The following is a 25,852-nucleotide window of genomic DNA, read 5'->3' as shown; positions in this document are numbered from 1 at the left end:
ACCAAAAAGGCACTCCCATCATCTTCATCGTTTCACGTAGATGACGGAAATATTATCTTCCGCAGCCAACTTCCACCGATGATCGATTCTTCCGAGAAATTTCCCCAGCGGCGTCATCTTATCGACTAGAACATGTGAAATATTATATTTTTTCATGATCTCTTGCCATCCATCCTTCATTTCCAGCACCGTATCATATTCGTCGGCAATATCCGGACCATAGACATCGATTCTGCCGTCTATAAACACCTTTTTTCCGGGTAGTTGAAGAATGATCAACCCACCGTACCGGTACTGGTTGAACAAGTTTCCGGGTGTTCCACTTTTTTTTAAAACCGCAATATTTTCAAGGGGGTATTTCAGTTTTTTGATCTCGCTTTTTAGTATAACTTTCCCCTTTCCTGCAAAAATCATTGCACTCACAAAAACCATGGATAGTACAAGCGTTGGAACCAGAAGATAATAAAAATATCTGTATCTCCTGTTCAAAGGTTCCGGCGAGTTTTCCTCTCCTTGGGTCGCCTCGGTTGGAATTCCCGCGTCGCTGCTCAGCAAAGCAAGGTTTCTATCCGGTTTGACCATACGGGCATATAATTCGTTAATTTTATCAAAAAAAAAGGGCATCGAAACCGCAATCGCATTAGCGGTTAGACGATGATGCTTGATGGCATAATAATTAAAGAAAACAAGCAGCATGATCTCCGGCAGCGAGGACGCCCTACGTGAAAAATAGAGCACCGCAATCAACATTAAAATAAAAACAAAATAATACTGGCTATTTGACATCGATGCCGGATACCATTCGGCAATGAAATTCAACGGTATTTGCGCATTGCTGCGATAGGCCAGCGGATACAACAATGATGCAACACCATTCGGATTGACAAGACACATCAAAATTGAGGAAAAAAAAACCAGTACGAGTTTCTTGTCGAAACGAAATTTTCCCGAATCAAAGCGTCTGCCCACCACCTTGCCAGCAATATGAATACCTATATAAATCAATCCGATAAAGTAGCCACCATGCAGATTGACCCAAACGACAAACATGAGTGGAATAGCCACCAATAACGCTGATCGTTTCTCCTGTTCCCACCGCCCAATCAGATAAATAAGAAGCAGAAAAAACGGCAATGAAAAGATCTGTGGCCGAAAGCCCCAGGTTTTATGAAAGCCGATCAGGGCAAAAACAGTAACGAGTAGGCATAAATTCCGCCCAACAATAAGCCGGGATCGCATTTTCAGAATCAAGAACATCAGCAATGCCGCTGATGCGGCAGTCATTGACTTGATCCAGATCAGTCCGGAAAAGCCGAATCTGGAATACAACAGGTAGAAAATGATCTCGCTGCCCCATTCGTGCAAAACCCACGGCCTGCCATATGCTGTGTGGGAATAGATATCCGATTTTGGAAAATGATCATTTAGTATCAGCCTTCCCGTTTCGATGTGCCACCATATATCATATCCCTGGATATCGTTTTGAAACAGGGCATAAAAAAGAAAGGCCGCAGCAAAGAGGATAACCGCCCAGGCCACTTCCTGTCTATGGTTCACACAAAATATGGGGTTATTCACTTGCATTCTTTTGTTTTTTATACATTTTTTCCTGATCCAACCGCCAGTTGGCATATCCTATTTTTGCGAGGTAGACAAGATGAGAGGTTTCCCTTTTCACACCAACGCGTATTTCTCCCCGATCTATCGTACCACCCGAATCACTTTTACTTGCAACGTTATTCGCGTATTCTTCGGAATCAGTATTCAAGGCATGGATAAAATTGGATTCGGCTTCCCCAGAACGCCCCATTCCCATCAATGCAAGGCCCTTGAGAAAATATAGTTCACCCCGTTGATGGGATGGGTGGTTCAGGGGAATCAATGTTTCCAGAACCTCCAACGCTTCTCTGAAGCGCGACTTAACGATCAATGCGCGTCCAAAATCGATACGCATAGTGTACTTGTCAGGCGCGAGATTGACCGCACGGGAAAAATGATCAAGCGCCCGGTCGTATTCTCTCTGGCTGGCCAGTAGTCGCCCCATGGCATAGTGGGCAAAATAGTTATGCGGATTGACTTCCAGTGCGTGTGCGAACAACGTCCCGCTGCTCTGCCAGTGCTTCACCTGATGGTACGACGCAAGCGTCAGCAACCCAATGATCAGGCAGCAGGCGACGGCCACCATGATTGGGTTCAGCCATCGCGTTGCAATTTGATATGCTCCCCAGGAAAATACAATGAAAAGGCCGATCTGGGGAATGTACAGGTAACGGTCAGCCATGGAAAAATCGCCGATCTTGATTATGCCGATTGTTGGGATCAAGGTGACGATGAACCAGAACCATCCAACCAGAAGGGGCTTAGCGTACCCACCCCACCGCCATGCCGCAGCACTAAGGGCCACCACCAGCAAAGTGGCCAAGGATCCCTGAATAAAAGGGATATCGTTATCGAACGGGTAAAATACGGAAAGGTTTTCCGGCCAGAAAGTTTTTAACAGATAGCCGATGTATGCCATGGCGGCGTTGAAAATACGGTCGCCAACTGGATACGCGGCATACGATCCCACACCTCCGCCCTTTTGCTGCGCCCAAAAGGCAATCAAGCTAAAGGCCAGGGCCATTGTGAATAGAGTCAACTTGTCTCTCAGCGCCTGACGAAAAAAGAGCAACCATTGCATGCTTCTACACGGACCGATGGCCAATCGCTGCAATGGCCATATATCCAACAAGATCAATATGCAAGGCAGGCTAACGAGAATCGGTTTTGACATCAATCCCAAACAAAATAGGGCAACCAGAAGCGATTTTCGTGCCAGGCATGGCTTTTGGATCAACCGGTAGTATTGCCATATCGTCAGAATCCAGAACAATCCGCCCAATAAGTCCTTGCGGTCTGATATCCAGGCCACATTTTCGACATGCAACGGGTGAACAGCAAACAGTAATGCCAGCAGCGCACTTGGCCATAAATTCTTTGTCGTGTTTCTGAAACAAAGAAAAATTACGAACGTATTAACAATATGAAGGAAAAGGTTGGTGATCAAATACCCACTTGGATTGACGCCGTACAATTCGGTATCGACCATTAAAGAAAGCCAAGTTATTGGATGCCAGAACTCCGCATGCATGGTGGTAAAGGCCCACTTTATCGATTCAGGAGTCAGGCCACTTCTGACTTGATCGTTGCCGGTAACATACACATGATCGTCAAGACTAATAAAGTCGTGCGTAGGCAATCGATGATAGATCAGGAAAATTACCAAAACAAGTAGGAGCAGGACGCAGTATTCGACCTTTGTTACCCGGTCGGTATTAAGACTTTCTTGGTGCCAGGTTCGATAACCACCACTATCTTTATAACGGCTGGGTTTCAATTATCGATATTTCCAAATAGACTTGGTTATAATATATTGCTTTTTGATCAATTTTTTCAAATTCCCTCCCCCAGTTTAACACCTGCCCCTTTAGAGGGAGATTTTTTTCGGCTGTTTTCTGTTGAAACAAGATGATACTGTCAAAAAACCGATTTTTCAAATCAGACAAAATTTTTTCTTTATGTCGGTTGGCATATTCGAACCCTATGGCACTGTAACCTATACCGGTGATCTGCACGGGCCACTTTGTAATGACAAGTGGGTTATCGTAGGTTTTTCGTTTTAAGAACTCACGGCATGCTTTGTTGGAGCGGTTCTCCATTAGGCTGGAAACAAAACTGTTCCGCATCGCTATGGGATGATAAAGAAGTAAAATGATAATAGCAAAGCACAAAAGTGTCCTGTTTGACAACTTTTGAGGGTACGCCAGCTTAAATATGATCGGGGTTAGCGCTGTAGCTAATGAAAAGACGATAAAAAATCTCGCCTGTGTGGCAAGCGAATACCTCCCTGCATGATGCGATAAGATGATAACCAAATTGGTAACAAAACATGTCATTAAAATTCCGCAGAAAATCTTTATCTTGGGCTGCACCATAAGTTTGCCGGTTATCAATTGAAACATCACAACACAACCAATCACTACGGAAGCCCCATTTAATACCCCGCTATACGGCAGGAAGAAGTCGATATTTAGAAAGTTGGATAGCAACTCATGGCCGTTTCGAAAAAACATACCAACTGAAAAAAGGGAAGTGCCTGCGGGATTTTCGTACCGTCCCGTAACAAGAAGGCGTTGCCAGATGTATGGCATCATGAACAGGCCTGCAGATAGTAATAGCCATGAATTCCGCTTCAGTTCGTCTTTTTTTAATTGCGTAAGGCAAAACAAGCCGATTATCATTGAATAAACAAAAGATTCATGCCGGATATTAGCGAGAAGCACCAAGGTCATCCACAACAGTGAAAACCGTTCATTTGTCGACGCATGGATGAATCCGAAGAGAAGAGCCAACGCCAGACATAGAAAAACGGCAGCCATCATATCGTACCCGCCGCCGGTGCCGTAGATGGCGATGACAGGATGGGCGGCACACAGCAGTATCGCAGTATACGATGTGGAAAGGTCACTTACCTTTTTGAAGCAGATTCCTACCCCACTGAAAAACACAAACAACAACACCATATTCAGTATGAAAGCGTGATAAAAATGATATCCAGCGATGTGATGGAAAAATTGTAGCAAAAATGGGAATAAAAGTGGGCGTATTGGTATTTCGGTGGTAAGTGGCGAGTAGCTTCCCCAGAAATTCAACCCCTCATTAATTTCATATGGTGTCCGAAAATACAGAAGGGATTGGGATACGGAGAGCAATACCGGTTCGTCATTCAATGTTTTGAAGTCAACCGGAGTTGTACTAAATATAATTACCGTCAGGAGGCCTGCCACAACAAAATAATGCCAGTTGCGGGCCATAAAGCCCTTCTGGTGAAAACCGGTTACTTTAAGATATCGAATTAAATGGAAGGACCATACACCAACCATCGCCAGTAGTACATAATATGAAGTGTTGACAAACAGCCATTTTAGAACATTTCTATCGAACACCCCCCATAATGAGGCAAAGATGGATATCGCGATAGCAAAACCAAAGAAAACATTTTTCCATATAGTCGATTGCCTTGACACAAAGCACACCTTTTAAATGATGCAGTAAATCTATGGAGAAACACCTTCCAAGTTGGAAAACATTTCTGAAGGTAAAGTGCCCAGAAACAATTTCCCGTCAACAGTGTATCCTGGGGTTCCTCTTACGCCAAGCTTTATCCCAGTGAGGATATCAGCGTTTAACATTCGCCGCAAATATGCATTTTGCGTTGCTGCAAATAATTCTTTGGGATTTAAACCAATTTCATCGGCAATCGATTTAATATCAATTGTTTTTTTGCTCTGCTGTGATGAGAATAAGAAATCGTTCATTTGCCAAAACTTTCCGTGGATGGTTGCAAATATTGCAAGTAGGGAAAGTTTACCGGAACCCTGATGGTAAGGTTCTTTTACTAATGGGTTATAGACACTATCCATCGGAAAATGCCTATGGATAAGTCTTATCTTATCCGGGTATTTAGCAACTATCTGTCTAATATAATAATGCATTTTCTTGCATTGAAAACACTGATAATCTGTATATTCCATGATAGTGAGTTGCGGAGTCGTTGCTCCGATCCATGGGTGGCCATCAGCCGTTATACCATTGGGTAGATCTCTTAGATAGGAATCATTTTCAATACGCCAGTAATGGGGGATAATGTTTGCTATAATTATCAAAAAAGTAATGGATAATACGGTAAACAGAGTTACAACAAACATATTTTTTATAAAATACTTGACATCACCGATAAGACCATTAAAAATGCCACATTTTCCAAACCTATTAAATATCAGTAATGAAAAATAAACTAATGCGAAGTTTACTCCATATGTTACGATACACATGATACAGTAACTTTTTATGATTTTGGATGATATTATCGCGAGAATAATGCTGCCTATAGAATATATAAAAGATAGTAATATAATTGTAGGCCAGACATACATCCCTTTAGAACGATACTTCCAGGCAATGCTCAATAAAATTGTAATAAAAATATATCCAATAAGTCCCCAAATGGCAACAGGAATGTTAAACATTATGGAGTAAGGGCTTTGGGATACAGTATCACAGTTAATTGCCTTTGTTATAGCGCAGAAACTTTCATATTCAATATCAGTATAAACCCGATAGTGTGATATAGACAAATAAATAGTGGTTATCAATCCTATAGCCGCAATGGTCATAATGGTAATATAATAGGTTGAAAATGGTAAAGGATTGATAACCTTTGTTCTATTCTTCATTTCTATATCGCTTTATTTTGTCAATCATTATTTTTGCCGTAATATCTGGACTGAATGGAATGCTATTTTCCATTCTTTTCGCATTACTCAATTGGTCAAGAATAATATCTATACTAAACATAGTAAATAGTTTATCTAATATATTTTCTATTTTTAGTTTATTGGATTCATTATACAAAGAATCAATATATGCAAAATAAATGTAAATGTTTTTTGGATGGTTAAGCAGGGCTTTGCTTAAGAAAAAATTAGCATTTCGATAAGCGCCGGTTCGACTAAGGGCCATTGAAATGTTTATCAATAAATTCCAATTAGATGGATCAATTGACAATCCTTTTTTGTACCACCTTATAGCGTCATTAAAACAATTATGTTTATATAATATGAAGCCTTTTAGATTAATATGCCTGACGTCACTTTGATCAATGGCCAACAATTTATCTGCCTCCTGCATGGCCAACGCGTAATTACCAACACGAATCAGTTCGGAAGCTAAATTAATTCGTGCTAAACGATTCCCTTCATCAATTGCGACTGCCTCACGATAAAACCGCATAGCATTTTGGCTATCATTAAATAGCCAGTAAATATTGCCAATATTATTTTTGGACTTACTGATAGAAGTATTGGAAACGTTGGGCAATCCAATCGATTTCTGGTATAAAGCCATTGATTTCTCATAATTGCCCCGATCTTTATAAATTCCTGCAATATTTTGGTACGGACGAGGATTGTCCGGTGCCTTATACATGGCGTCCATCCATAAACTTTCCTCTGTTGACCATGCCTGGTTTCTAATGTAGGCAGCAAGACCGATTCCACAAATTGCCAAGGTGGTGGATATGACAACAACAAACGCAACAATCGACTGTCTTTTGTAATAAAAATTAATTAAAGCTTTTATGCCGGCGGCAATGGGCACAAATAAGAACATTGACGGCAGATAATTACGGTGTTCAAAAATAAGTTCCAGTGGTATAATAGTTGATTCAATTATTTGATTCAGAAAGTAAAAGAGTATCGCCAAGGCCACTAAGGGGCGACTCTTTATTTGTGATATTCCAATTCCCAACAAACCAAAGACACAAAGTATGGAAGGCAAAGTCATGATTGGATGAAACAATGATGTTGAAATCTTAACGTCATGGACAATCGATAAATGGCTGTTAATTGGAATCAGTAGCTGTTTCAAGTAGAAGAGCACAATTCGTGGTTCTGTCAGTATCCTTTGAGTAAATGTAAAAGGCCTATTTTCATATCCAGAAATTAGGGACGACCACTCTACTTTATAAAATATCGCTACTAAAAGGATAGCGATGAATACAGAAAATATGCCGATTCCCCTTATTCGTTTTAGAGTTTTTAATTTATCAATATCCTGATAAAACAAAAACTCCAGCAGGAGGATAGATATGGGAAGCGTTACCGTGTTTTCCTTTGTGACCATCGCCAGAAAATAGGAAATAACTATTCCAAAAACGAGTAGACAGGCTTTGCGTTTGGACGTTGCGATCCGGGCTTTGAGATAGAGAAATATTCCTAATATGTAAAATAAGGATGCCATTGAGGCCATCCGTTGAACGATGTAGGTCACCGCTTGAACCTGAATCGGATGAATCGACCACATTACCGAAGCCAATAACGCAATACAGTATTCATCGCCTTTATAGGCAACTGAAACATTGGGGGACCTAAGCAGGATTAAAATGGAGAGGAAGAGAACAAAGGCGACGATAATATGGATCGCCAGGTTAATCAGATGATAACCAAACACGTGATGCTTACCGAAATACCAATTGATAGCAAATGACAAGTATGCTACCGGTCTGATGAGCTTGTTATTATTAATCGGGTTGGCATAGAGCGCTTTTGTTATGGAATCCATGCCGATATCTGATATATGGATCCCCTTATTACTGACAATGTTGGGAAAGTCGTCAAAATGCCAAGAGGCACTAAATGAGTTGCTATAAACAATGGTGGTAAAAATAAGAATCAGAAAAAAGGCATTCCGATTGCGCAAATCAATTCCTTTTGAATTTTTGATCAATTGCGTAAGTTTTTTCTGAAAAAGTTTCAATTTTTATAGAAATTAAATTTTGAGCTATTGTTTTCTGCCTCAATGTCATCAAACTCTCTTCACATTTTTCTCTTAATTTTCCCAAAGCAAGTTTCAGATTTATGTTTTTAAATATTTGATCCAAATAGAACACTGCTTGTTTTAGCCTGTCGGCTTTTATGCTGTTAGTATATAAAAAAACAAGCGTTTCTATGTCCGAAGCATAATATGGTTTTGAAATCCTTGTAAAAATTTCTGCCTGACGATAATATCCGATTGCGGCCAACGTCTCTGATATTTTAATTTTAACAATTTTAGAATCGGGTTCTATTACCAAGGCATGCCGGAAATGCGTCAGGGCAGCGGATAGCGTTCCCTTTCGGGATAGAACAAGGCCTTTCAGATAATGGTACAAACTTGATTGTTTCTCCGACAAATTTTCAAGGCACCGGTCAGCTTCTGACAATCGGCCCATCTTAATCAAAGAAGTTACCATATTGGTTTGAATTTGAGAGAACTCCGGTTTTAGTGCAATCGCTTTCTTAAACGTGGCAATAGCCGCATCGTAATTCTTTTGGGCAAAGTAAATAGCAGCCATTCCATTCAGAACAAGAGCACGAGTGTAGTCGGGCGTTGCAGATTGGCTCCTTAAAGCTTTTTCATACAACGCCATAGCTTTTACATTAGCGCCTCTTTTGGCATAGTGTCTGGCAAGGAGGTAGGCCGGTCTAGCGCTATTCGGTGATTTTCGGGAAGCGTCGTACCACAACGCCCAATCACTTGCCCACACCATGTTTCTTTTATACGTGCCGATCCCCATAAATACGATTAACAATGATATGGATAAATATATAAACAGTTCCATCGGGTGATGCTTCCGCCGATGATAATATCCTATCAACTTATTGAAACAAATAGCAATTGGCACGAAAAGGAAAAGGGATGGAAGGTAATTGCGATGTTCAAAAATCAACTCCAAGGGAATAAAAGTAGACTCCACCGAATGATTCAAGAAAAAAAACAAAATTGCAAAAGAAATAAAAGGGAACTCCCTTATATTAAAAAACGCCCACAAAATCAAAATGCTAATTAGTATCAGAGAGGCAGGCGTTACCCATGGATCAAAAAATGAAGTCGATATCACGATATCGTGTTCAATGGAAAGTCTAGTTTCCACAGGATAGAAAAGTTGACTGAGGTAGTAAATTAGAATTCTAGGTTCCGTCATCAATCGCTGCGAAAGAGTGAATGAGCGTGCTTTATATCCCCCTAACAGGGAAGAAAAATTTCCTATGAACAATAGGATACCAACCAACGCCACGGTAAATACGACAGAAAGACCGATCACAGAAAAAATTTTTTTATTTTTTTTAATTGAAAGATCCTGAAAAAAAACCGCCTCTACCAGGATGAGTGACAAAGGGAAGATTAAGGTATTTTCTTTTGACCCGAAAGCGAGTAAAAAACAAATAAAACTGCAAACATATTTCCACCATGCCTTTTTAAGACAACCTTCGATTCTTGCTTCGACGTATAAATAAAGTGCCAAAAGAAAGAATAAGGTGGATAGGGAAGCCATTCGTTGCACAATGTAAGTAACCGCTTGTGTCTGAATCGGATGGGCTGCCCATAAAACCGCAGAAAGCAGTGCTATGAAATGAGAATCTCGGCGATCATAGCCCACAATATTCGGGCATTCAAAAAGACGGGTTATGGTTATAAAAAGAAGAAGGCAACAGGATAGATGGATAGCGATGTTAACGACATGATAGCCAACAACTGAATTTTTGCAGAGCCTCCAGTTTAATGCAAACGTTAACATTGCGACCGGACGGTATAACTTTCCGGTGCTTAGTGGATGGGCACGTAAACTATCAATAATCCCGCGATAGCTTATTTGATCCAAATGTATGCGATTGTTGTTGAGGATATTCGGTTCATCGTCAAGGTGCCAAGAGGCGTTGAGCGTGTTGGAATAAATTGCACCAAGTAAAATTGCAATCAGCAGGAATGAGACTGTGCTACCTTTTCCGACCGTCATCTTTTTATCTATCATCGAATTCAGAAATAAGAAACATCCGGCCCCAGGAGGGGATTATCCGCAATCCTACTGATTTTCCTGATCTGGTCCAGAGGGATAGGTTTTCTATGATGAAATAAAGGGGGGCGTTTAAGGTGCCCCCCTTTATTAAAAGCAATACTTATAAACTAAAATCCAACGATTCTCAGCGCAAGTTATCGCATCACCTTGGTGAAAACACTGCTATTCCAGTCCGTCTGAGAACCCTGGTAATCACTGGGACAGCGACTGCTGACATCCGTCACGGTAATCGTAATATTGTCAATACCACCGCTCAATGTGGCGGAATTGGAAGCGCCAGTCGGGCCGGACAGAGTGTTCATGCCGATATCCGCCAAGGCAGGCACTGTGATGTGCGAGGGGATGGCGAAATAATCTGCCAATGCCGATGCAATGTTGTTGGCATCCGATTCCGCCGCACTACAGAATGCTTTATTACGATAGGCGATAAAGTTGGGAATCGCGATGGCAGCCAAGATACCAATGATGGCGATAACGATCATCAATTCGATCAGGGTGAAACCTTTGTTGTCCATCTTTCTCATTTTACTAAGCATGTAAAACCCTCCTGAAAATTAATTAATGTTGGTGAAACGATCCGGTTTGCATCTGGTTTAAGTGATTTTCCTCCTTTGCAATTTGTTAAGTATTTAAAGCATCAAAAATGCCACATTTGAATAAAAATATATTTTTTTTAACTTACTGTTTTTTTATATATTTCCAAAATTTCCACACTTACCAAATGAAATAATCCGTCTTTTCTCTGCCAATTAGAACCAAATTTTGGTAACGCGTGCCAAAAATTGTCATGGGTTGATTTGAGATGTATGGTCTTGATCAGGAGTCGTACATAAACCTTATCGCACCAATAAATAAAACATTTAGACTTTTTTCATTTCACGGATCATTACAGACCGGTTACGCATTTGAATGGCAAATATCAGGATCCGGACATCAGGTACGTTGCAAATCAGGCGACTTCCAGAATCGGAAACATGAGAAACAGATGGATTTGAGTGGAACCTTAAATTGTGGAATCGAAGATCAATGAAGTGCAGTTGCGGAGCATCCCCATATGTTAAGGGTCATTTTTTCTGCACACGTTTATAAATAGCTAATTTACGTTCAGCTTGTCAATCCTGTATCGAAAAGAGCGGAGGCTCAGGCCCAACAACTCGGCCGCCTTGTTTTTATTCCCCTGGGCACATTCCATGGCCTTTTCGATATATGCCCGTTCGATTTCCTCCAATATGCCATCCAAGGCAACACCATGGGCCACCTCGTCGACATCGAACCGCCGGTTGCGGACCCCTTCGATCCAGCGTTTTTTATGAATCGACATGGTCAGGCTGTCCGGCAGCAGGATATTGGTGTTGGACAGGGCCACGCTTCTTTCGATCAGGTTCTCCAATTCGCGGATATTGCCGGGGAAGTCATATTTCTTTAACAAATCAATCGCATAGGAAGAAAATTTGGTGACCTGTTTACCTAATTCGTTAGAATACTTTTCCAGAAAATGTTGCGCCAGTGACAGAAGATCACCCTTTCGTTCCCTTAACGGTGGAATTTTGATTTCGATAACATTCAATCGATAAAACAAATCCTCCCGGAAATTCCCGGCGATTACCTCATCCTCCAGTTTTTTGTTGGTAGCCGAGATAATCCGGATATCCACACTGACATCCCGGGTTCCGCCGACCGGCCGGAAAACCCGCTCTTGAACCGCTCGGAGCAGCTTGACCTGCATGGGGACACTCAATTCAGCCACTTCATCAAGAAACAGGGTGCCCTTGTGGGCAATCTCCATCAACCCTTGCTTGTCTGCGCTGGCCCCGGTAAAAGCGCCCTTGCAATGCCCAAAGAATTCACTTTCAAGCAGGTTCTCGGGAATGCCACCGCAATTAATGGTCACGAACGGCTCATTTACCCGATCACTCTGTTCATGAATCGCCCTTGCAATCAGTTCCTTGCCGGTGCCGCTTTCACCGGTAATCATCACGCTGCTTCGCGTTCGGGCAACCTGACGGATCATTTCATAAATATGCAACATTCGCGGGCTGTTGCCCACGATTTTACCAAAATGAACGCTTTCCTTGAGTTGATTGTCGAGGGCATGTTTTTCTTTTTCCAGGGTCTTTCGCTCCAGCGCGTTGGCGATGGTCTGAAGCAACTCTTTGTTTTCAAAAGGTTTGGGAACATAATCGAAAGCGCCCTGATTCATTGCCTCCACCGCCGTCTCGGTCGTGGCAAAAGCGGAAATCATGATCACGGTAACATGCGGGTTTTTCTTTTTGGATGCCTTCAACACTTCCAGGCCGGTCATATCCCCCAAGCGGATGTCGCAAAGCAAAAGATCGTAAGGTTCTTTTTCAATCGTCGCCAGCGCCGATTTGCCATTGGCCGCGCAAAGGACGCCGTACCCCTTCTTTTCCAGCATGAATTCAAGCAGTTCACGCATGCTCAACTCATCATCAACAACAAGTATTCGATAGGGTGTTGCAGGCATTAAGGTGCTCCATGAACAGATTCAGACGAATGGGTCATTTATGATTGGTACCATTGAGAAAGGCGCCCCTATCCAGTATGCACAGGAAGCCATTATTCAAGAAGGTGTCCCAACCGGCTCCAGCGAACATCAAAGTCCTCCTTATCCCAGGACCAGTATATAATGAACGCCTTTCCTTTTACGGCAGCAAAATCGACAAAGCCCCAGAAGCGGCTGTCATATGAAAAATCCCGGTTGTCCCCCATTACAAAAAGTTTCCCCTCGGGTACAGTAATGGGTCCTAAATTATCACGGGGCTGCATCTGGGATGGATAAATTTTTAGATCTTTAAATACCCCGTGGCCATTAGCAACGCGGGTTCCGTTCACAAACAGTTTCTTGTTTCGGATTTCAACAATATCTCCCGGTGTACCGATGACCCGTTTGATAAAATCTTTACTCGGATCTTCAGGAAATTCGAATACAATGATATCCCCCTGTTTCGGATCCTTGATGGGAATGAGCGTTTTTTTCACGAATGGCATTTTTACGCCGTAGATAAACTTATTGACCAGGATATGGTCACCAATCAATAAGGTATCTTTCATTGATCCAGAAGGGATTTTAAATGCCTGAACCACAAAAGTCCTGATAAATAAGGCAAGAATGACGGCAACCACAATCGCTTCGATATTTTCGCGCAATACCCCTTTTTTCTTGGGTGCTGCGTCCGCATCTGCATTTTTTTTCAAAATCAAGGCCGACCTTTCATGCAGCAATTATAATTTTGGAGTGTATCTATACAATATATAGATTAATACTAATTAATTAACCACAATATATTGATAAAAACAGGCCAAAATTACAATTACTGCCTTTCATGGATAATCACGCATAAACGATGATTGATATGCCCCCTTTTTTGGGCAATCAATTCAAAAGAAAAATTCCCATATGAAGCAAGGCGTTGGCGCACACCCCGGCAATGAGATCATCGAGTACAATTCCCCATCCCCCGGGGACGTTCCGATCCACCCACCGGATGGGAAAAGGTTTTAATATATCAAACCCCCGAAACAATGCAAAACCCGCCAAAACGCAAAGCGGTGAAAAGGGGTGCCCCAGCAACGCCACGGCCATGCCACAGATTTCATCGATGACCACCTGTTTCGGGTCGCTTTGGCCCATACGCATAGCCGCCATATGGGCGGTCCATACACTGAGCACAATCAGGCCGATAACGAGTGCAACCGCCACACCAATATCCACAGATGCTAGCAGCAGACACAAGGGTAAAGCAGCGATGGATCCAAATGTACCCGGTGCGACAGGCGCGTAGCCGACCCATCCGCCAGTGGCCATAAACAAAATCGCTTTATCTTTGAAGCTTTTCATTGATTGATCCAATAAAACGATTTGTCAAATATCCGCAACAGGTTAAGGATATTCTTGGATTCACTTGATCTGCATAAAAATATTGACAAAATAGCCCATTCGCTTCATAAAAGAGCCGAATTACACGGAAGTGCGCAGCTTACTGGTGAGGCTCCCGGACTTCAAATCCGGTGTGGGGCGCTAATACCGTCCCGGGTGGGTTCGATTCCCATGCACTTCCGCCATTTTTTTACCCCCTAACCGCAAAAATGCGGTCTCGCAAAAACGAACTCTCCTATACTCCAGTGGTAACCAGAATTCAAGCATATGATTTTACTTAGAATGAGAACATGCCAACAAATACAGTGAATCAAGTTGAATTTGCGGCTGATGGGTTGGCTTTATCCGGGACACTCCATTTCCCAAACCAGCCGCCATCGGTGGTCATCATTGGCTGCCACGGCCTGATGGCCGATAAAAACTCACCCAAACAGATCGATCTGGCCGGCCGCTGCACAGCCTTGGGCATGGCCTACTTCCGATTTGACCACAGGGGATGCGGAGACAGCGACGGCAATTTTGAAACGGATACGACCCTTGAGGGTCGCATGGCCGATCTCATGGCCGCTGTCGAGGTGATGGGAAAAACACTGGGCAGTCTACCTGTCGGTCTGTTTGGCAGCAGCCTGGGCGGAACGGTATGCCTTGCTGCCGCAGAGCGGATCTCCCCGTTTTCAATTGTCACTCTTGCCGCACCAATGCAGAGCCGGTCCATCCAATTGCCGTCTGACTCTCCACAATCGCTGAAAAATGAAGTTCGTCAAAATCGGCTCCGGTTTGACATTTCCTCAAAAATCGCGTCCGTTCACAACATTCTTATCGTCCATGGCAGCGATGATGAAACCGTCGACGTTCAAAACGCCCACAACATTTACCGAGTCGCCCAAAAGCCGAAAAAATTACTGATATTGGAAGGCGGAGATCACCGGATTACCGACCCAGCCCACCAACGCCACTATGTTCAAGAAGCCGTGCAATGGTTCAAGGATTGCGTCGCAACCTCGTGAATGCCCCCTGCAATAAAAAAGGCCTCACCCATAGCGTGATGCCTTAGGATCGGGGATGAACAAACTACTTGCGACTGACGGCACTATGGATCAGCTCTTTTTGATAAGGTGTTAATTTTTTGTTAAACTTTACACCCACACCATCTGCCTCGGATCTGACGATGCGCCCGGAGATCTTAAAGGTTTTCTGAAGTGACGGCACATTGAAAATCATCGAAAGCGTCTGCCCGATGGTCAATTCGGCTGCCGTTTCAATAAAAACGCCACCATTGCTTAAGTTATTAATGAAATCCTGATACACGCGATCATTGGCCGAATAGTCCACCGGAAAAAAACAGGGGATTCTGGAATCCTCACGGTAATCCAATCGCTCCCATTCCCGGAGCAGTTCAGCCAGCATTTTTTTTCTCTGGAGACTTAATTTCGAAACCGCCTGAATCAACTTTTCAGTCAGTTGGCCGGCTTCTTCCGAATATGATGATTCACCCATGGGTCAAGCCTTGTCAGAAAGATTGGACAAAAGATCGAATCCGATTCTCGTTAATTATTCCGGTGCAACAATCTCGATCACCACTTTTCGTTGCGCGGTTTCCGATCCCTGCGCTTCCGGTCCCATGGCAAGCGTTTTGACGGCCAGTGGGGCAACGCCTCGCCCGACCAAATAGGTTTTTACCATATTCGCTCTGAATTCAGAGAGTTTAATATTATATGAACGTACGCCGGAGCTGTCTGAATACCCTTTTAAGATAAGCTTTGCACCAGGATTTTGGACACAGTATTTCGCCACCATGTGCAAAATGCCATAGGACTGATCATCCAAGCTATTGGAATTGAAGCCGAAATATACTTCCGGGGCAACCCCGTAGGTCTCATTGATCATTTCCAGGGTTATCAAAGCTTCTTTTTTTTCAGTTCCTGTGGATTGTGGTGCGTCGTTTATCGCTGTTGTCTTATCAGGTTCCGTCTTGGCCTGTTCGGACCCGGCGGATTCGATTTCGGATGAGCCCGGGGGTTGGCCGGTCTGCGCCACGGATACAATGCCACTGTCCTCACCCGTGGGGGTGGCGCGTGAGGATTTGCCTTGAGACGTATTGGACTCTGTTGAACGGTCTGCCGTCGCGATCGCCGATGGTTCGTCCGTGCCGACTCTCAGCGCGGATGGAGGCCCGCTTTCACGGGTGAAAAAATAGACCGAAATCAACCCAATCCACAAAACCATGAGAGCGATGAGCACAATCATCATGGGGTGCCCCAATGGTCGGTTGGCGTCACGATGGCCGGTAACCGTCGCAGCGTCACTATTTTCATTCACCAAGGATTCGACTACCGGTTGTTCCACCACCGCCTCTGGCGTGGCTCTGCTCTTATGAATGGGAAACCCATGGGATATTTTCAGCTCTTCGGCACACTCGGTGATAATTTTCTCATCTATTTTCGTTTTTTCTTTAACGTATCCGGTCAACAGCGCCTGGTCACAAACAATGTTGATCAGCCTCGGGTATCCGTTGGAAAATGTAAATACCGCTTTGATCGCCCGGGGCGTAAAAATCGGTTTATCCGTTCCGGCAATTTCCAACCGGAAACGGATGTAGTCGCCGGTTTCCGCTTCGGAAAGCGGTGTAATGTTGTAATTAATCGTAATACGCTGGCGGATGGCCCGGTTACGGGGCCTGAGAATAATTTCGTTGAACTCGCTTTGGCCCACAAAAAAGATATTGATCAGTTTGGTATTGTGTTTCTCGATGTTGGAAAGCAGGCGCACCTCTTCCAGCATCTTCTGGTTGAGATGCTGGGCTTCGTCAATGATCAGCAGAGCCTGCCTGTTCTGCTGGTAAAGGCCAAGCAGAAAATTTTTCAAATAGATGAGAAATTCGCCTTTGCTCTTGAAACTTTTGTCCATTTCAAAAGAGTCGGCGACAAAATTAAAAAAATCCATCTTGGCCAACCCGGGATCGGTGACCATGGCCACGAGCACATCTTCTCCCAGGCTGCCAATGAGTGCATTGAGCAGTGTTGTCTTGCCGGTTCCCACGTCACCAGTAAGCAAAAGAAAGCCCTTGTTATCGAGTATGCCGTATTTCAAAACAGCCAGGGCTTCCTTGTGCTTTTCACCAAGCCACAGGAATTTGGGGTCGGTGCTGATTTGAAATGGTTTTAACTGTAATTTATAAAAATCCAGATACATTTTGAGCGTCTCGAATGTGCGGACGTTACCACTAACACCATGTCCGGTTTATAATTTGTCGAGAAAAGCAAGGTCCTTGTTTTGGGTCAATTTGGTTCCGATTACCAATACCTCAACCCGATGGTTGGAAATATTTCTGAAATAAAGCCGGCCTTTGTAAGCGAAAATGACTTCGAAGACCGTTTCTCGATTTTTTTTCCCAAACACCTTGCGTTTGATGGTCACCTGCTTGGGATCGTCATTTAGTTGATAGACCACCTCTTCGACCTTGATTTTCATCTCTTCGGTAAGATCCATGAATCCGGCGACGGCCCGATCATGAACATCGATATTTTTATACAGAGCACCAAAGCGTTTTTTAACTGCGGCAATGCCTTTCAGGGATTGACGGTTTTGCGCGTCCTTCTCTTTTTCAAACTGTTCGAGTTTTACCTTTAAGTGCTCGATTTCTCCAAGCTGTTCATTTTTCAGGGCCTGGTGTTCAGCAATTTTTTCCTCAAGGCCCAGCAGTTCGTCCATCATTTCGTCTTCGGTCGCCGACGCCTTGCGGCGTTCATCATCCAGCGTTTTCCTCATCGTTTCGATTTTTTCTGAAAGACGGTAACGCTGGGTTTCGAGCTGTTTCAATCGATCAAGACCGTTTTGCCGGTCCTTTTCCAGATCATCGAGAGCCGCTTTTCTGGCCTGTTCTTCGGCGGTGGCCAATTTCAGCCCATGCTGGTAAAAAATAAAAAGCACGAGAAGCGCGACGAGCACGCAGAACAGCAAAATTGCGTTGGCGATGGGGGTATTGTGATCAATCTTGACGTCGATCGTCTTGATTAACCCCTCACTCAGTATTTTGAAGTTTTCCCGGGCAATGGCAACACTGTCACCGACACCGATTTCCGACCGCTGGTCATTGTAGGCATCGGGATAAAGATAGACCCCGTCATTGGTCTTGACGGTAATGGCAACGTGCACCCCCCAATCGACCAGTTTTCGATTGGAAATGAATGCATCAATATTTTTCCGGATGGCGTCCTGCAGGCGGATGCTGCCATCGAACAGGTCACGGGTGTCGCCGGTATAGGTTGCCGAAAGTTTACGATCATAGCGTGCCTGAAGGGTATTTTCGATAAACTGCAGTGAAAAAACGTATACCAGTGGCGGCAGCAGCACACAAAGGATCAGCGTTTTAAATGGGAAATAGCGCATCGACAGATCCCTGGCAAGTTATATCTCCGACAACATCTGTCTGGCCTCATCGGCGCTGTCAAATTTTTCATCCAACCTCAGCGCTTTTTCCAGATAAGCCTTGGCCTTTGTTTTTTCACCTTTTTTAAATAGTGCCGCCCCAAGGTGGAAATTGACCGTTGCGTTATCCGATAATTTCTCCAGGCTGTCTGAAAATTCCTGAACGGCATTTCCGTAAAGCGCTTTTTTGTAATAGATCCATCCCAACGTGTCCATCACACTGGGATCATCGGGCAGCTTCTCCTTGGCGATCCGGGCGAATTTAAGGGCCTCGTCGATGTTTCCATCACGGGTTGAAAGCAGGTAGGCCAAGTTGTTGGCCGCTGGCGCGAACTGGGGATTGATATCAAGGGCAGCACGATAATGTTTTTCAGACATGTCGTACTTTCGCTGCATGTCATAGATGGTCCCGAGGAGCATGTGCGGTCCGGCCTGGCCCGGCTTCTTTTGAAGAATCGATTCGTATTGATCAATAGCCTTCTGGGGCTGTTTCTCAGCCAGATAGATCCGGGCCAGCGCATAATAGGGCGGCATAAAATCCGGATTGAGTTGAATCGCCGCTTCAAATGCCTTCTTGGCAGCGTCGGTTCGTTTCTGGGCCATGTACAGGCCGCCTTTCAAATTATTAATAATGGCCTGGTGAACTTTGGAATCGCCAACCTTTTTCAACTGGGCATCGCATCGTTCCAGGGCGGTGTTCAGCTCTTTTTTAGCCCCATAAACCAGCACCAGGTTGGTAAATACATCCATCAGCATGGGGTTTCGGTCCAGCGCGGAATTGAAACTCGTCAGTGCACCGTCATAATCTTTTGTCGCCCGTTGCAAGACGCCCAAACGAAAGTAACCGGCCGGACTTTCAGGATTCTCGGCAATCAACAGTTTGAAGGCAATTTCGGCTTGGCCGGTTTTTCCCTGGGCCATCAGGGCGTTGCCCAGGATCATGCGAGCTTGAAAGTTTTTCGGATTGTCGGATAGGACTGCCTCACTCAGCTTCTGGGCCTGGTCAAAGGCCCGCTCGCGCATGGCAATATCGGCCAGCAATATATTGGCTTTTTCCTGTTTTGGATTGAGCTCTGCGGCCTTTCCCAGGGACGTTTTGGCACTTTGTAGTTCACCTTTGCCCAAAAGGGCGACCCCTTTCAGATAATGCGCTCGGGCGGATCGCGGTTCCTCCTTGACCAACTGATCGAAAATACCGATCGCCTCGGTAAAGTCCTTCTTCATGGTGGCGATCTCGCCTTTCATCATCCGAGCAGGAAAAAAATTGGGCCGCTCCTCCAGAACCTTGGCCAGGTGATGCTGCGCATCTTCCATTTTCTTGTGTTTCAGAAAAAAACCGGCCATGGTGGTCATAATATTAACGTCGTCGGGTTTAATCTCAAGGGCCTTCTCGTACATGGCCAGGGTCTTTTCAACCATGTCCGAGGCATCATAAAATCCGGCGGCGACCATGTATGGTTTAATATCTGTCGGGCTGATTTCAATGGCCTTGAGATATGCATGTTCTGCATCAGACGGTTTTTTCATCTGAAAGAAAAAATTCCCCAAAACGATGTACAGTTCCGAATTCCCGGGATTTAATTCGATGGTCTTTTCAATCTGGGACCGGGCCCTGTCAAATTCCTTGCGGCTGGCATAGAAACGGACCAGTTCCAATCGGGGTTTAATCGCTTTTACATCCAATTGGATGGCTTTTCTCAGTTGTGCTTCGGCGTCGTCAGGCTTTCCCTGGCGCGCATAAACACGGGCCAAGCCCATATATGCACGAGCTTGATCGGCATCCAGGTCAATGATTTTGCGGAAGACGGCCGCCGCCTCATACAAATTTTTATCCAGATCATGCAACCCGGCCATCAAAAACAGCGCTTCGATGTTATTGGGTTCCCTGGAAAGCACCGCTTCCACCTTTTCACGGGCCTCATCAGGCTTCTTCCCCAGCATATAGAAGGTGGCCAGCTTGAGCGCGGCATCGGTATTCTCCGGATCCAGTTTGGCCACCATGCTGTACTCTTTGAAGGCACCCTTGGGGTCACCCAGTTTCAGATAGGTCTCCCCCAGGCGTTCATAGGCATCGATATATTCCGGATCGATCTGAATGGCATTGCGGAATTCCAGTTCAGCGCTCTTGTATTCGCCTTTTTCAAAATAGGTTGTCCCCTTCTCAAAATGGGCGGCTTTTTTCTCTTCATCCGATGAACACCCAGAAAAAAGGATCGCAAAAATTATGAAAACTACCGGAATTTTAGTCCAACACCGTTTCATTCAACCTCTCCTGTTATTCTGTTTTTAAACATAACGCGAATATCGGGCAAACGGCTCATTTCTGAAGGGGTACGAGTTAACTGCTTACCATTTTCCTGCCAATTCGGCCATCTTTCTCCCCCACAGAAAATGTCAGTGTGGATTAGAGGACACCTGTGACGTCTTTTTTAAGCCTCTTAAAAATACCACCCATGGTATGCCAATTTTATTTAAAAACCATATATTGTATTTAAGCCCCTTTTTAAGCGGAAATCTTATTATATGGTCACATTGCAGGATGAAGTCGGAGAAAAATGGAAAATGCTCAAGATATCTGTTTCAAATGCCAGTTCCAGGCAGTCCGGATGATTTTTTCAAGATCGTCATAAACCGGCACCCAACCGAGCCTGTTTTTAATTTTTTCTGAACTGGCAACCAGAACGGCAGGATCTCCCAAGCGGCGGGGTCCTTCGACAACCGGAATCTTTTTTCCGGTGACCCGTTCGGCAATCCGGATCACCTCTTTAACGGAGTAACCGCTGCTGCTGCCCAGGTTGTAGACCGCACTCGCCCCACCGTCAAACAACGCGTTCAGGGCCAGCAGATGAGCCTGGGCCAAATCGTTGACATGAACATAATCCCGGATACAGGTACCATCTGTGGTAGGGTAGTCCGTACCAAATACCTGTATATTGTTTATATGACCTGAAGCGGCTTTCAGCACAATGGGAATCAGATGGGTCTCGGGATCGTGCATTTCACCAATCTCGCCCGACGGGTCCGCGCCCGCGGCGTTAAAATAACGCAACGCCGCATATTTCAACCCAAAGGCAGCGTCGCAGTCGGCCAGCATGCGCTCCACCGCCAGTTTGGTGTTTCCGTATGGATTGGTTGGCTGGCGTGGGTGATTTTCTGTAATGGGGATCGCTTCCGGTTCGCCATAAACCGCCGCCGTCGAGGAAAAGATGAAACGCAAAACCCTGTGGCGCACCATGGCATCCAGCAGGTTGATTGTCTCGGCCAGGTTGTTGCGATAGTATTTAAGCGGCTGATCGACCGATTCGCCAACCTGGGAGAAGGCCGCAAAATGCATGACCGCGGCAACGTCATGGTCGCTGAAAAGCTGGTCCAGCAGACCGACATCTCCCAGCCGTCCCTGAACCAATTGGCCACCATGAACCAACTGCCGGCTGCCTGTGGACAGGTTGTCCAGAATAACCACATTCCACTTGGCCTCGACCAATTGCCGCACCATGTGGGAACCGATATACCCTGCTCCGCCGACAACCAGAACACTCTTTTTTTTTGGATTCATTTTTTCGCCAATCGCCTAAATACCTTATAGAGTATAGAGTCAACCTTCATCCTACCCCCTATTGCGTATTCATATGAACCGTCTCTGCCCCAGATAAATTAAAATCTCCTGGGCCGCCTCGTCCGGGGACTTCCCGCTTGTATCGATCCGGACTTCCGGCGATTCAGGAATTTCATAGGGATCATCGATTCCGGTGTATCCTTTAATGAGACCGGCCCTGGCTTTGGCGTACATCCCTTTTCGGTCACGTTTTTCGCATACGTCCAGCGGCGTCGCCACATGGACTTCGATAAAACCGCCAACCGCCTCGATACTGGCGCGGATCTCGGCACGCGTGGCAGCATAGGGCGCAATGGGCGCACAAATGGCAACCCCCCGATTTTTGGTGATTTCACTAGCTACAAAACCGATGCGCCGGACATTGATATCCCGGTGCTCCTTGGAAAAGGAAAGTTCGTTGGAAAGGTTCTGGCGGACAATGTCGCCATCTAACAGGGTCACCGGACGCTTTCCGATTTCCAGCATCTTGGCGTAAAGCACCCGGGCGATCGTCGACTTTCCGGCTCCGGAAAGACCGGTAAAAAAAACCGCAAAACCCTGTTTTGCAGGTGGCGGATAGGCCTTTTTCAGTTCACCGACCACCTCCGGGAAAGTGGCCCAGCGGGGTATTTTTCTGCCGCTGCGGATGCGATCGCGAATATCCAGGCTGGACAGCGAAATGCTCTCCGCGCCTTCGGTCACTTCATCTTTGGGGGAAAATTCATCTTCAAACGGCAGGTATACCAACTCATTGAACGGGACCACACGGATGCCAACGGATTCGGCCAGGTTCTTAACAAACGACTGGGTTTCGTCACTGTCATAAAATGGGCCGGCACCATTTTGTCCACCCGGATCCGCATGCTGGTGTCCGATAATAAAGTGGGTGCAGCCATAGTTTTTGCCCACGATGCATTGCAGCAGAGCATCACGAGGTCCGGCCAGGCGTGTAAATATGGGCAAAAGGCTCATGATCGCCGATTCCGGCGGGAAATAGCCCACGGCATGGCGGTAGCAGCGCACCCGGGTGTAATAGTCAAAATCCCCCGGGCCGGACATCCCCACCCCTGGCAGCAGAAGCAGGTTGGCCCGGCTTTTTTGCATGGCGCGGATGGCCATTTCGAACTCGGGCCGGTGAATCGTATTTGTCGTGTGAAACCCGACAATCCGGTTCCAGCCCAGTTTTTTATAAAGGCTGCGAACCTCCGGTGGCGTCATGCGCAACTGCTTGAAATCGAAATGCAGAGGCAGGTTCAACACTTCCAGCGCACCGCCCACATAAAATTCACCGGTATTGCGCAACAGGTGGGCAACACCGGGGTGGGCCCGATTCGTGGTCCCATAGAGCAGTTTGGCCTCTTTTTCCTTGTCCGGCTTCCAGATGTCTTCCACATGCATGATGGCGAGCAGGAATCCCTCCGGGTCCCGAATAACGATCGACTGACCGGCCTCGAGTGGACGGGCAACCGTCTCGGATATATCGAGGCAGATGGGCACCGGCCAAATGGTTCCATCCTGCAGTTTGGTTCGGTCCAGAACAGATTCGTAATTGCTGCGGTTCATAAAACCGGTCAATGGTGAAAATGCGCCTGTGGTAAGCAATTCGAAATCGCACAGCTGGCCATCATCCAACGTAATACTGATCAAATCGGTGGAAATCTTCTTGAGCAGAGCCGACCGCTCCGGGTCCACCAACAGGTTAACGTAGTTACCGCCGTGGTAGTTTTCACCACGCAAATCTGCATGAGTCATAAAAATGCGTTGCCTTTCAGAAGAGTCCGTGAAGATTGTGGGCGTGAGTATTCGTTCAGCCACTATCTCTATATTGTATTTTCTTTAAGCTATCAAGCGTTTAGATTGATGCTGCCTCGAAACCATTTACGGTAGTTAAGCAGTGACCGCCTGAATCCAAAACGGTTTTGGTGACATTTGCCCGGGATTGCTTTTACGAATTCATCTTGTTTGACTATGCCTCGGTTGTGAGGTGTGGAGGATGGGTTAGAGGGTGATGGTCAAGAAGCATTGTCCCAGGATTTATCCGACTCCATAAGCGAAGATGTTTAAAGCGGAGACGACAAAACGGCAGAGAAGAAGGACTCAGAACCAGCTGTCGACGTTTTCGATGATTCGCCATAAAACCTCCCGGATGGTGACGGGCCGGTTTCATTAAGCTGATTTCTACCTCCCTTTATATTCTACATTTTTCCCAACTGTTTAAAAAACCCCATATTTTTTATGTAAAAAAAGTAATACCCAGTCTTATTTTTTTAAAAAAAAAATCTCATAACATACTGTAATTATATATTATAAAATATTTAACGAATCATGGCATAAACGATGCTGATAACTATAAAACAAATATGGCGTCTATAATAGAAAAGGAGACAAATCATGGTAAAAGTATTTAAGCCAATATTTTTTTTATCTTTTTGCATGTTATTATTTGCGGGTTTAACGCCCAATGCAGAGGCCCTCACAATTGATGCAGAAAATCTAGATGCGTTGACATCTTCTGACATTAATTATTGGACTGGGAGCAATCCCAATAACCCGGATGCAGATGATGTAGAGGAAATAGTTGGGTATGAAGGTGATTTAACGCTTTTGTACAAGGATGATTTTGATGATGGCGAATCTGGTACATATGCCTCATCCTACGATACCGATTATGAGGATGGTACGAATGATCCTAATGATGCAACAATAAGTTACGAGAGTGGTGATACTATAAGTGAGTATCCTTTGTACCTTATCGTCAAAGATGGTAACCATACTCCAACATGGTATATTTTCGATATATCATCTTGGAACGGAGAAGATGACATCGTACTTTTAAATTTCTGGAATACTGATGATGGTGGTGCCATATCTCACGTCGCCATAGTAGGTGGTGTTGCTCCAGTTCCCGAACCCGCAACCATGCTATTGCTGGGCACCGGTCTGGTCGGTCTGGCCGGCCTCAGCCGTAAAAAATTCAAGAAATAAGGCGATTGGCGGAAAAGAATATACCAGGATGCGCAGGATATTCATTCGTATTCAAGGCGGGCTTTTTTACGCATAGTGGGACTATGTGTGGAAAAGCCCAACGCAGAAGACGGATGAAAAGACAAGCAGGCGGGTATATTCTTTGACAGAAATCGCCTAATCAATCTCGCACCCATTGGGTAGTTTTTTTCACAGGCAGAACGGAAATCCGTTCTGCCTGTGGTATTTTTCTCTGCGTCTCTGCGTTCTCGATCATAATGGGGAAGGCCTCGAAGATGTTATCCTCCAGATCCGATCCCTGGGTACGGTGGGCCTCGTCGATCATCAATAGAATGCGCTCGAAATCGTTGACCAGGCCAAAGGATTTGCCCGAGGGCATGGCCTGATAGGTGCCCGGGCTTCGGCCACCTTCAGGCTCAACACCATTTGGCGCTGCTGTACGTCAATGATCTGCTTACCGGTTCTATTTTTTGGTGTTGACCGCCTCCCTTTTATAGACATTTGCTCAATA

The 25,852-nt window shown here is 45.1% G+C and carries 19 protein-coding genes, 1 tRNA gene and 1 pseudogene; 3 read left to right on the top strand and 18 right to left on the bottom strand.

Going from position 1 to position 25,852, the window contains the following annotated elements; translation table 11 throughout:
- Positions 1-24 precede the first annotated feature (24 nt).
- From GN112_RS00415 to GN112_RS00370, 10 genes are all read right to left on the bottom strand, one after another.
- The gene (locus tag GN112_RS00415) at positions 25-1,578 is read right to left on the bottom strand and encodes a hypothetical protein (protein WP_155308403.1); all 1,554 of its coding nucleotides are present in this window, start codon (positions 1,576-1,578) and stop codon (positions 25-27) included.
- On the bottom strand, positions 1,571-3,376 hold the full coding sequence (locus GN112_RS00410) for a tetratricopeptide repeat protein (RefSeq protein WP_155308402.1): 1,806 nt from the start codon (positions 3,374-3,376) through the stop codon (positions 1,571-1,573). Before GN112_RS00410 ends, GN112_RS00415 begins: the two co-directional genes overlap by 8 nt.
- On the bottom strand, positions 3,357-5,066 hold the full coding sequence (locus GN112_RS00405) for a hypothetical protein (RefSeq protein WP_155308401.1): 1,710 nt from the start codon (positions 5,064-5,066) through the stop codon (positions 3,357-3,359). Before GN112_RS00405 ends, GN112_RS00410 begins: the two co-directional genes overlap by 20 nt.
- Positions 5,067-5,096: 30 nt before the next feature.
- Positions 5,097-6,275: a vitamin K epoxide reductase/DsbA family protein gene (locus GN112_RS00400; protein ID WP_155308400.1), complete on the bottom strand. Its 1,179-nt coding sequence runs from the start codon at positions 6,273-6,275 to the stop codon at positions 5,097-5,099.
- On the bottom strand, positions 6,265-8,325 hold the full coding sequence (locus GN112_RS00395; RefSeq protein ID WP_155308399.1) for a tetratricopeptide repeat protein: 2,061 nt from the start codon (positions 8,323-8,325) through the stop codon (positions 6,265-6,267). Before GN112_RS00395 ends, GN112_RS00400 begins: the two co-directional genes overlap by 11 nt.
- Positions 8,300-10,375, bottom strand: coding sequence for a tetratricopeptide repeat protein (locus tag GN112_RS00390; protein ID WP_162458709.1), 2,076 nt, complete (start codon positions 10,373-10,375; stop codon positions 8,300-8,302). Before GN112_RS00390 ends, GN112_RS00395 begins: the two co-directional genes overlap by 26 nt.
- 194 nt (positions 10,376-10,569) lie before the next feature.
- Positions 10,570-10,950, bottom strand: a complete 381-nt coding sequence (locus GN112_RS34760) for a prepilin-type N-terminal cleavage/methylation domain-containing protein (RefSeq protein ID WP_414736133.1) — start codon at positions 10,948-10,950, stop codon at positions 10,570-10,572.
- Positions 10,951-11,528: 578 nt separating this feature from the next.
- Positions 11,529-12,920 (bottom strand): sigma-54-dependent transcriptional regulator, encoded by a 1,392-nt coding sequence (locus GN112_RS00380; protein WP_155308397.1) that lies wholly within the window; start codon positions 12,918-12,920, stop codon positions 11,529-11,531.
- A gap of 92 nt (positions 12,921-13,012) precedes the next feature.
- Entirely contained in the window at positions 13,013-13,657 is a 645-nt protein-coding gene (gene lepB, locus GN112_RS00375; RefSeq protein WP_155308396.1) for a signal peptidase I, read from the bottom strand.
- A 172-nt stretch (positions 13,658-13,829) separates the two neighbouring features.
- Positions 13,830-14,294, bottom strand: coding sequence for a phosphatidylglycerophosphatase A family protein (locus GN112_RS00370; protein ID WP_155308395.1), 465 nt, complete (start codon positions 14,292-14,294; stop codon positions 13,830-13,832).
- 126 nt (positions 14,295-14,420) lie between these two features.
- Between GN112_RS00370 and GN112_RS00365 the strand changes: the two genes are divergently transcribed.
- Both GN112_RS00365 and GN112_RS00360 read left to right on the top strand, forming a co-directional pair.
- Positions 14,421-14,518, top strand: a tRNA-Sec gene (locus tag GN112_RS00365).
- A 105-nt stretch (positions 14,519-14,623) separates the two neighbouring features.
- Positions 14,624-15,340, top strand: a complete 717-nt coding sequence (locus tag GN112_RS00360) for an alpha/beta hydrolase (protein ID WP_155308394.1) — start codon at positions 14,624-14,626, stop codon at positions 15,338-15,340.
- Positions 15,341-15,404: 64 nt separating this feature from the next.
- On the opposite strand, the gene GN112_RS00355 is transcribed toward GN112_RS00360, so the two are convergent.
- The 7 genes and pseudogenes from GN112_RS00355 to GN112_RS00330 all read right to left on the bottom strand — a co-directional run bounded on the left by GN112_RS00355 (position 15,405) and on the right by GN112_RS00330 (position 24,108).
- A complete protein-coding gene (locus GN112_RS00355) occupies positions 15,405-15,830 on the bottom strand; it encodes a PilZ domain-containing protein (RefSeq protein ID WP_155308393.1) in 426 nt (141 codons plus the stop codon).
- A gap of 54 nt (positions 15,831-15,884) precedes the next feature.
- Positions 15,885-16,583 (bottom strand): OmpA family protein, encoded by a 699-nt coding sequence (locus GN112_RS34150; RefSeq protein ID WP_231717210.1) that lies wholly within the window; start codon positions 16,581-16,583, stop codon positions 15,885-15,887.
- A gap of 495 nt (positions 16,584-17,078) precedes the next feature.
- Positions 17,079-17,525, bottom strand: a pseudogene (locus GN112_RS34145) (ExeA family protein); the annotation flags it as partial.
- Between the two features lie 48 nt (positions 17,526-17,573).
- Complete coding sequence (locus tag GN112_RS00345; RefSeq protein WP_155308391.1) at positions 17,574-18,722, bottom strand: hypothetical protein; 1,149 nt, start codon at positions 18,720-18,722, stop codon at positions 17,574-17,576.
- Between the two features lie 18 nt (positions 18,723-18,740).
- Entirely contained in the window at positions 18,741-21,023 is a 2,283-nt protein-coding gene (locus tag GN112_RS00340; RefSeq protein ID WP_155308390.1) for a tetratricopeptide repeat protein, read from the bottom strand.
- Between the two features lie 304 nt (positions 21,024-21,327).
- The gene (galE, locus tag GN112_RS00335) at positions 21,328-22,317 is read right to left on the bottom strand and encodes a UDP-glucose 4-epimerase GalE (RefSeq protein WP_155308389.1); all 990 of its coding nucleotides are present in this window, start codon (positions 22,315-22,317) and stop codon (positions 21,328-21,330) included.
- Between the two features lie 69 nt (positions 22,318-22,386).
- Positions 22,387-24,108 (bottom strand): bifunctional sulfate adenylyltransferase/adenylylsulfate kinase, encoded by a 1,722-nt coding sequence (locus tag GN112_RS00330; RefSeq protein WP_155308388.1) that lies wholly within the window; start codon positions 24,106-24,108, stop codon positions 22,387-22,389.
- A gap of 639 nt (positions 24,109-24,747) precedes the next feature.
- On the opposite strand from GN112_RS00330, the gene GN112_RS00325 reads away from it, so the two are divergent.
- The gene (locus GN112_RS00325; protein WP_197743227.1) at positions 24,748-25,341 is read left to right on the top strand and encodes a PEP-CTERM sorting domain-containing protein; all 594 of its coding nucleotides are present in this window, start codon (positions 24,748-24,750) and stop codon (positions 25,339-25,341) included.
- Between the two features lie 160 nt (positions 25,342-25,501).
- Here the strand turns inward: GN112_RS00325 and GN112_RS00320 are convergent, their stop codons facing one another.
- Positions 25,502-25,720 (bottom strand): hypothetical protein, encoded by a 219-nt coding sequence (locus tag GN112_RS00320; RefSeq protein ID WP_155308387.1) that lies wholly within the window; start codon positions 25,718-25,720, stop codon positions 25,502-25,504.
- Positions 25,721-25,852 lie beyond the last annotated feature (132 nt).

Origin of the sequence: Desulfosarcina ovata subsp. ovata (assembly GCF_009689005.1) — a bacterium.
Lineage (GTDB): Bacteria > Desulfobacterota > Desulfobacteria > Desulfobacterales > Desulfosarcinaceae > Desulfosarcina > Desulfosarcina ovata.
This window is presented reverse-complemented; position numbering and strand designations above follow the sequence as displayed.

Coding starts and splice junctions, on each gene's coding strand:
- GN112_RS00400 (WP_155308400.1), bottom strand. CDS start 6,275: ATGAAGAATAGAACAAAGGTTATCAATCCTTTACCATTTTCAACCTAT.
- GN112_RS00390 (WP_162458709.1), bottom strand. CDS start 10,375: ATGACGGTCGGAAAAGGTAGCACAGTCTCATTCCTGCTGATTGCAATT.
- GN112_RS34760 (WP_414736133.1), bottom strand. CDS start 10,950: ATGGACAACAAAGGTTTCACCCTGATCGAATTGATGATCGTTATCGCC.
- GN112_RS00380 (WP_155308397.1), bottom strand. CDS start 12,920: ATGCCTGCAACACCCTATCGAATACTTGTTGTTGATGATGAGTTGAGC.
- GN112_RS00370 (WP_155308395.1), bottom strand. CDS start 14,294: ATGAAAAGCTTCAAAGATAAAGCGATTTTGTTTATGGCCACTGGCGGA.
- GN112_RS00360 (WP_155308394.1), top strand. CDS start 14,624: ATGCCAACAAATACAGTGAATCAAGTTGAATTTGCGGCTGATGGGTTG.
- GN112_RS00355 (WP_155308393.1), bottom strand. CDS start 15,830: ATGGGTGAATCATCATATTCGGAAGAAGCCGGCCAACTGACTGAAAAG.
- GN112_RS34150 (WP_231717210.1), bottom strand. CDS start 16,583: ATGATGATTGTGCTCATCGCTCTCATGGTTTTGTGGATTGGGTTGATT.
- GN112_RS00345 (WP_155308391.1), bottom strand. CDS start 18,722: ATGCGCTATTTCCCATTTAAAACGCTGATCCTTTGTGTGCTGCTGCCG.
- GN112_RS00340 (WP_155308390.1), bottom strand. CDS start 21,023: ATGAAACGGTGTTGGACTAAAATTCCGGTAGTTTTCATAATTTTTGCG.
- galE (WP_155308389.1), bottom strand. CDS start 22,317: ATGAATCCAAAAAAAAAGAGTGTTCTGGTTGTCGGCGGAGCAGGGTAT.
- GN112_RS00330 (WP_155308388.1), bottom strand. CDS start 24,108: ATGACTCATGCAGATTTGCGTGGTGAAAACTACCACGGCGGTAACTAC.
- GN112_RS00325 (WP_197743227.1), top strand. CDS start 24,748: ATGGTAAAAGTATTTAAGCCAATATTTTTTTTATCTTTTTGCATGTTA.
- GN112_RS00320 (WP_155308387.1), bottom strand. CDS start 25,720: ATGCCCTCGGGCAAATCCTTTGGCCTGGTCAACGATTTCGAGCGCATT.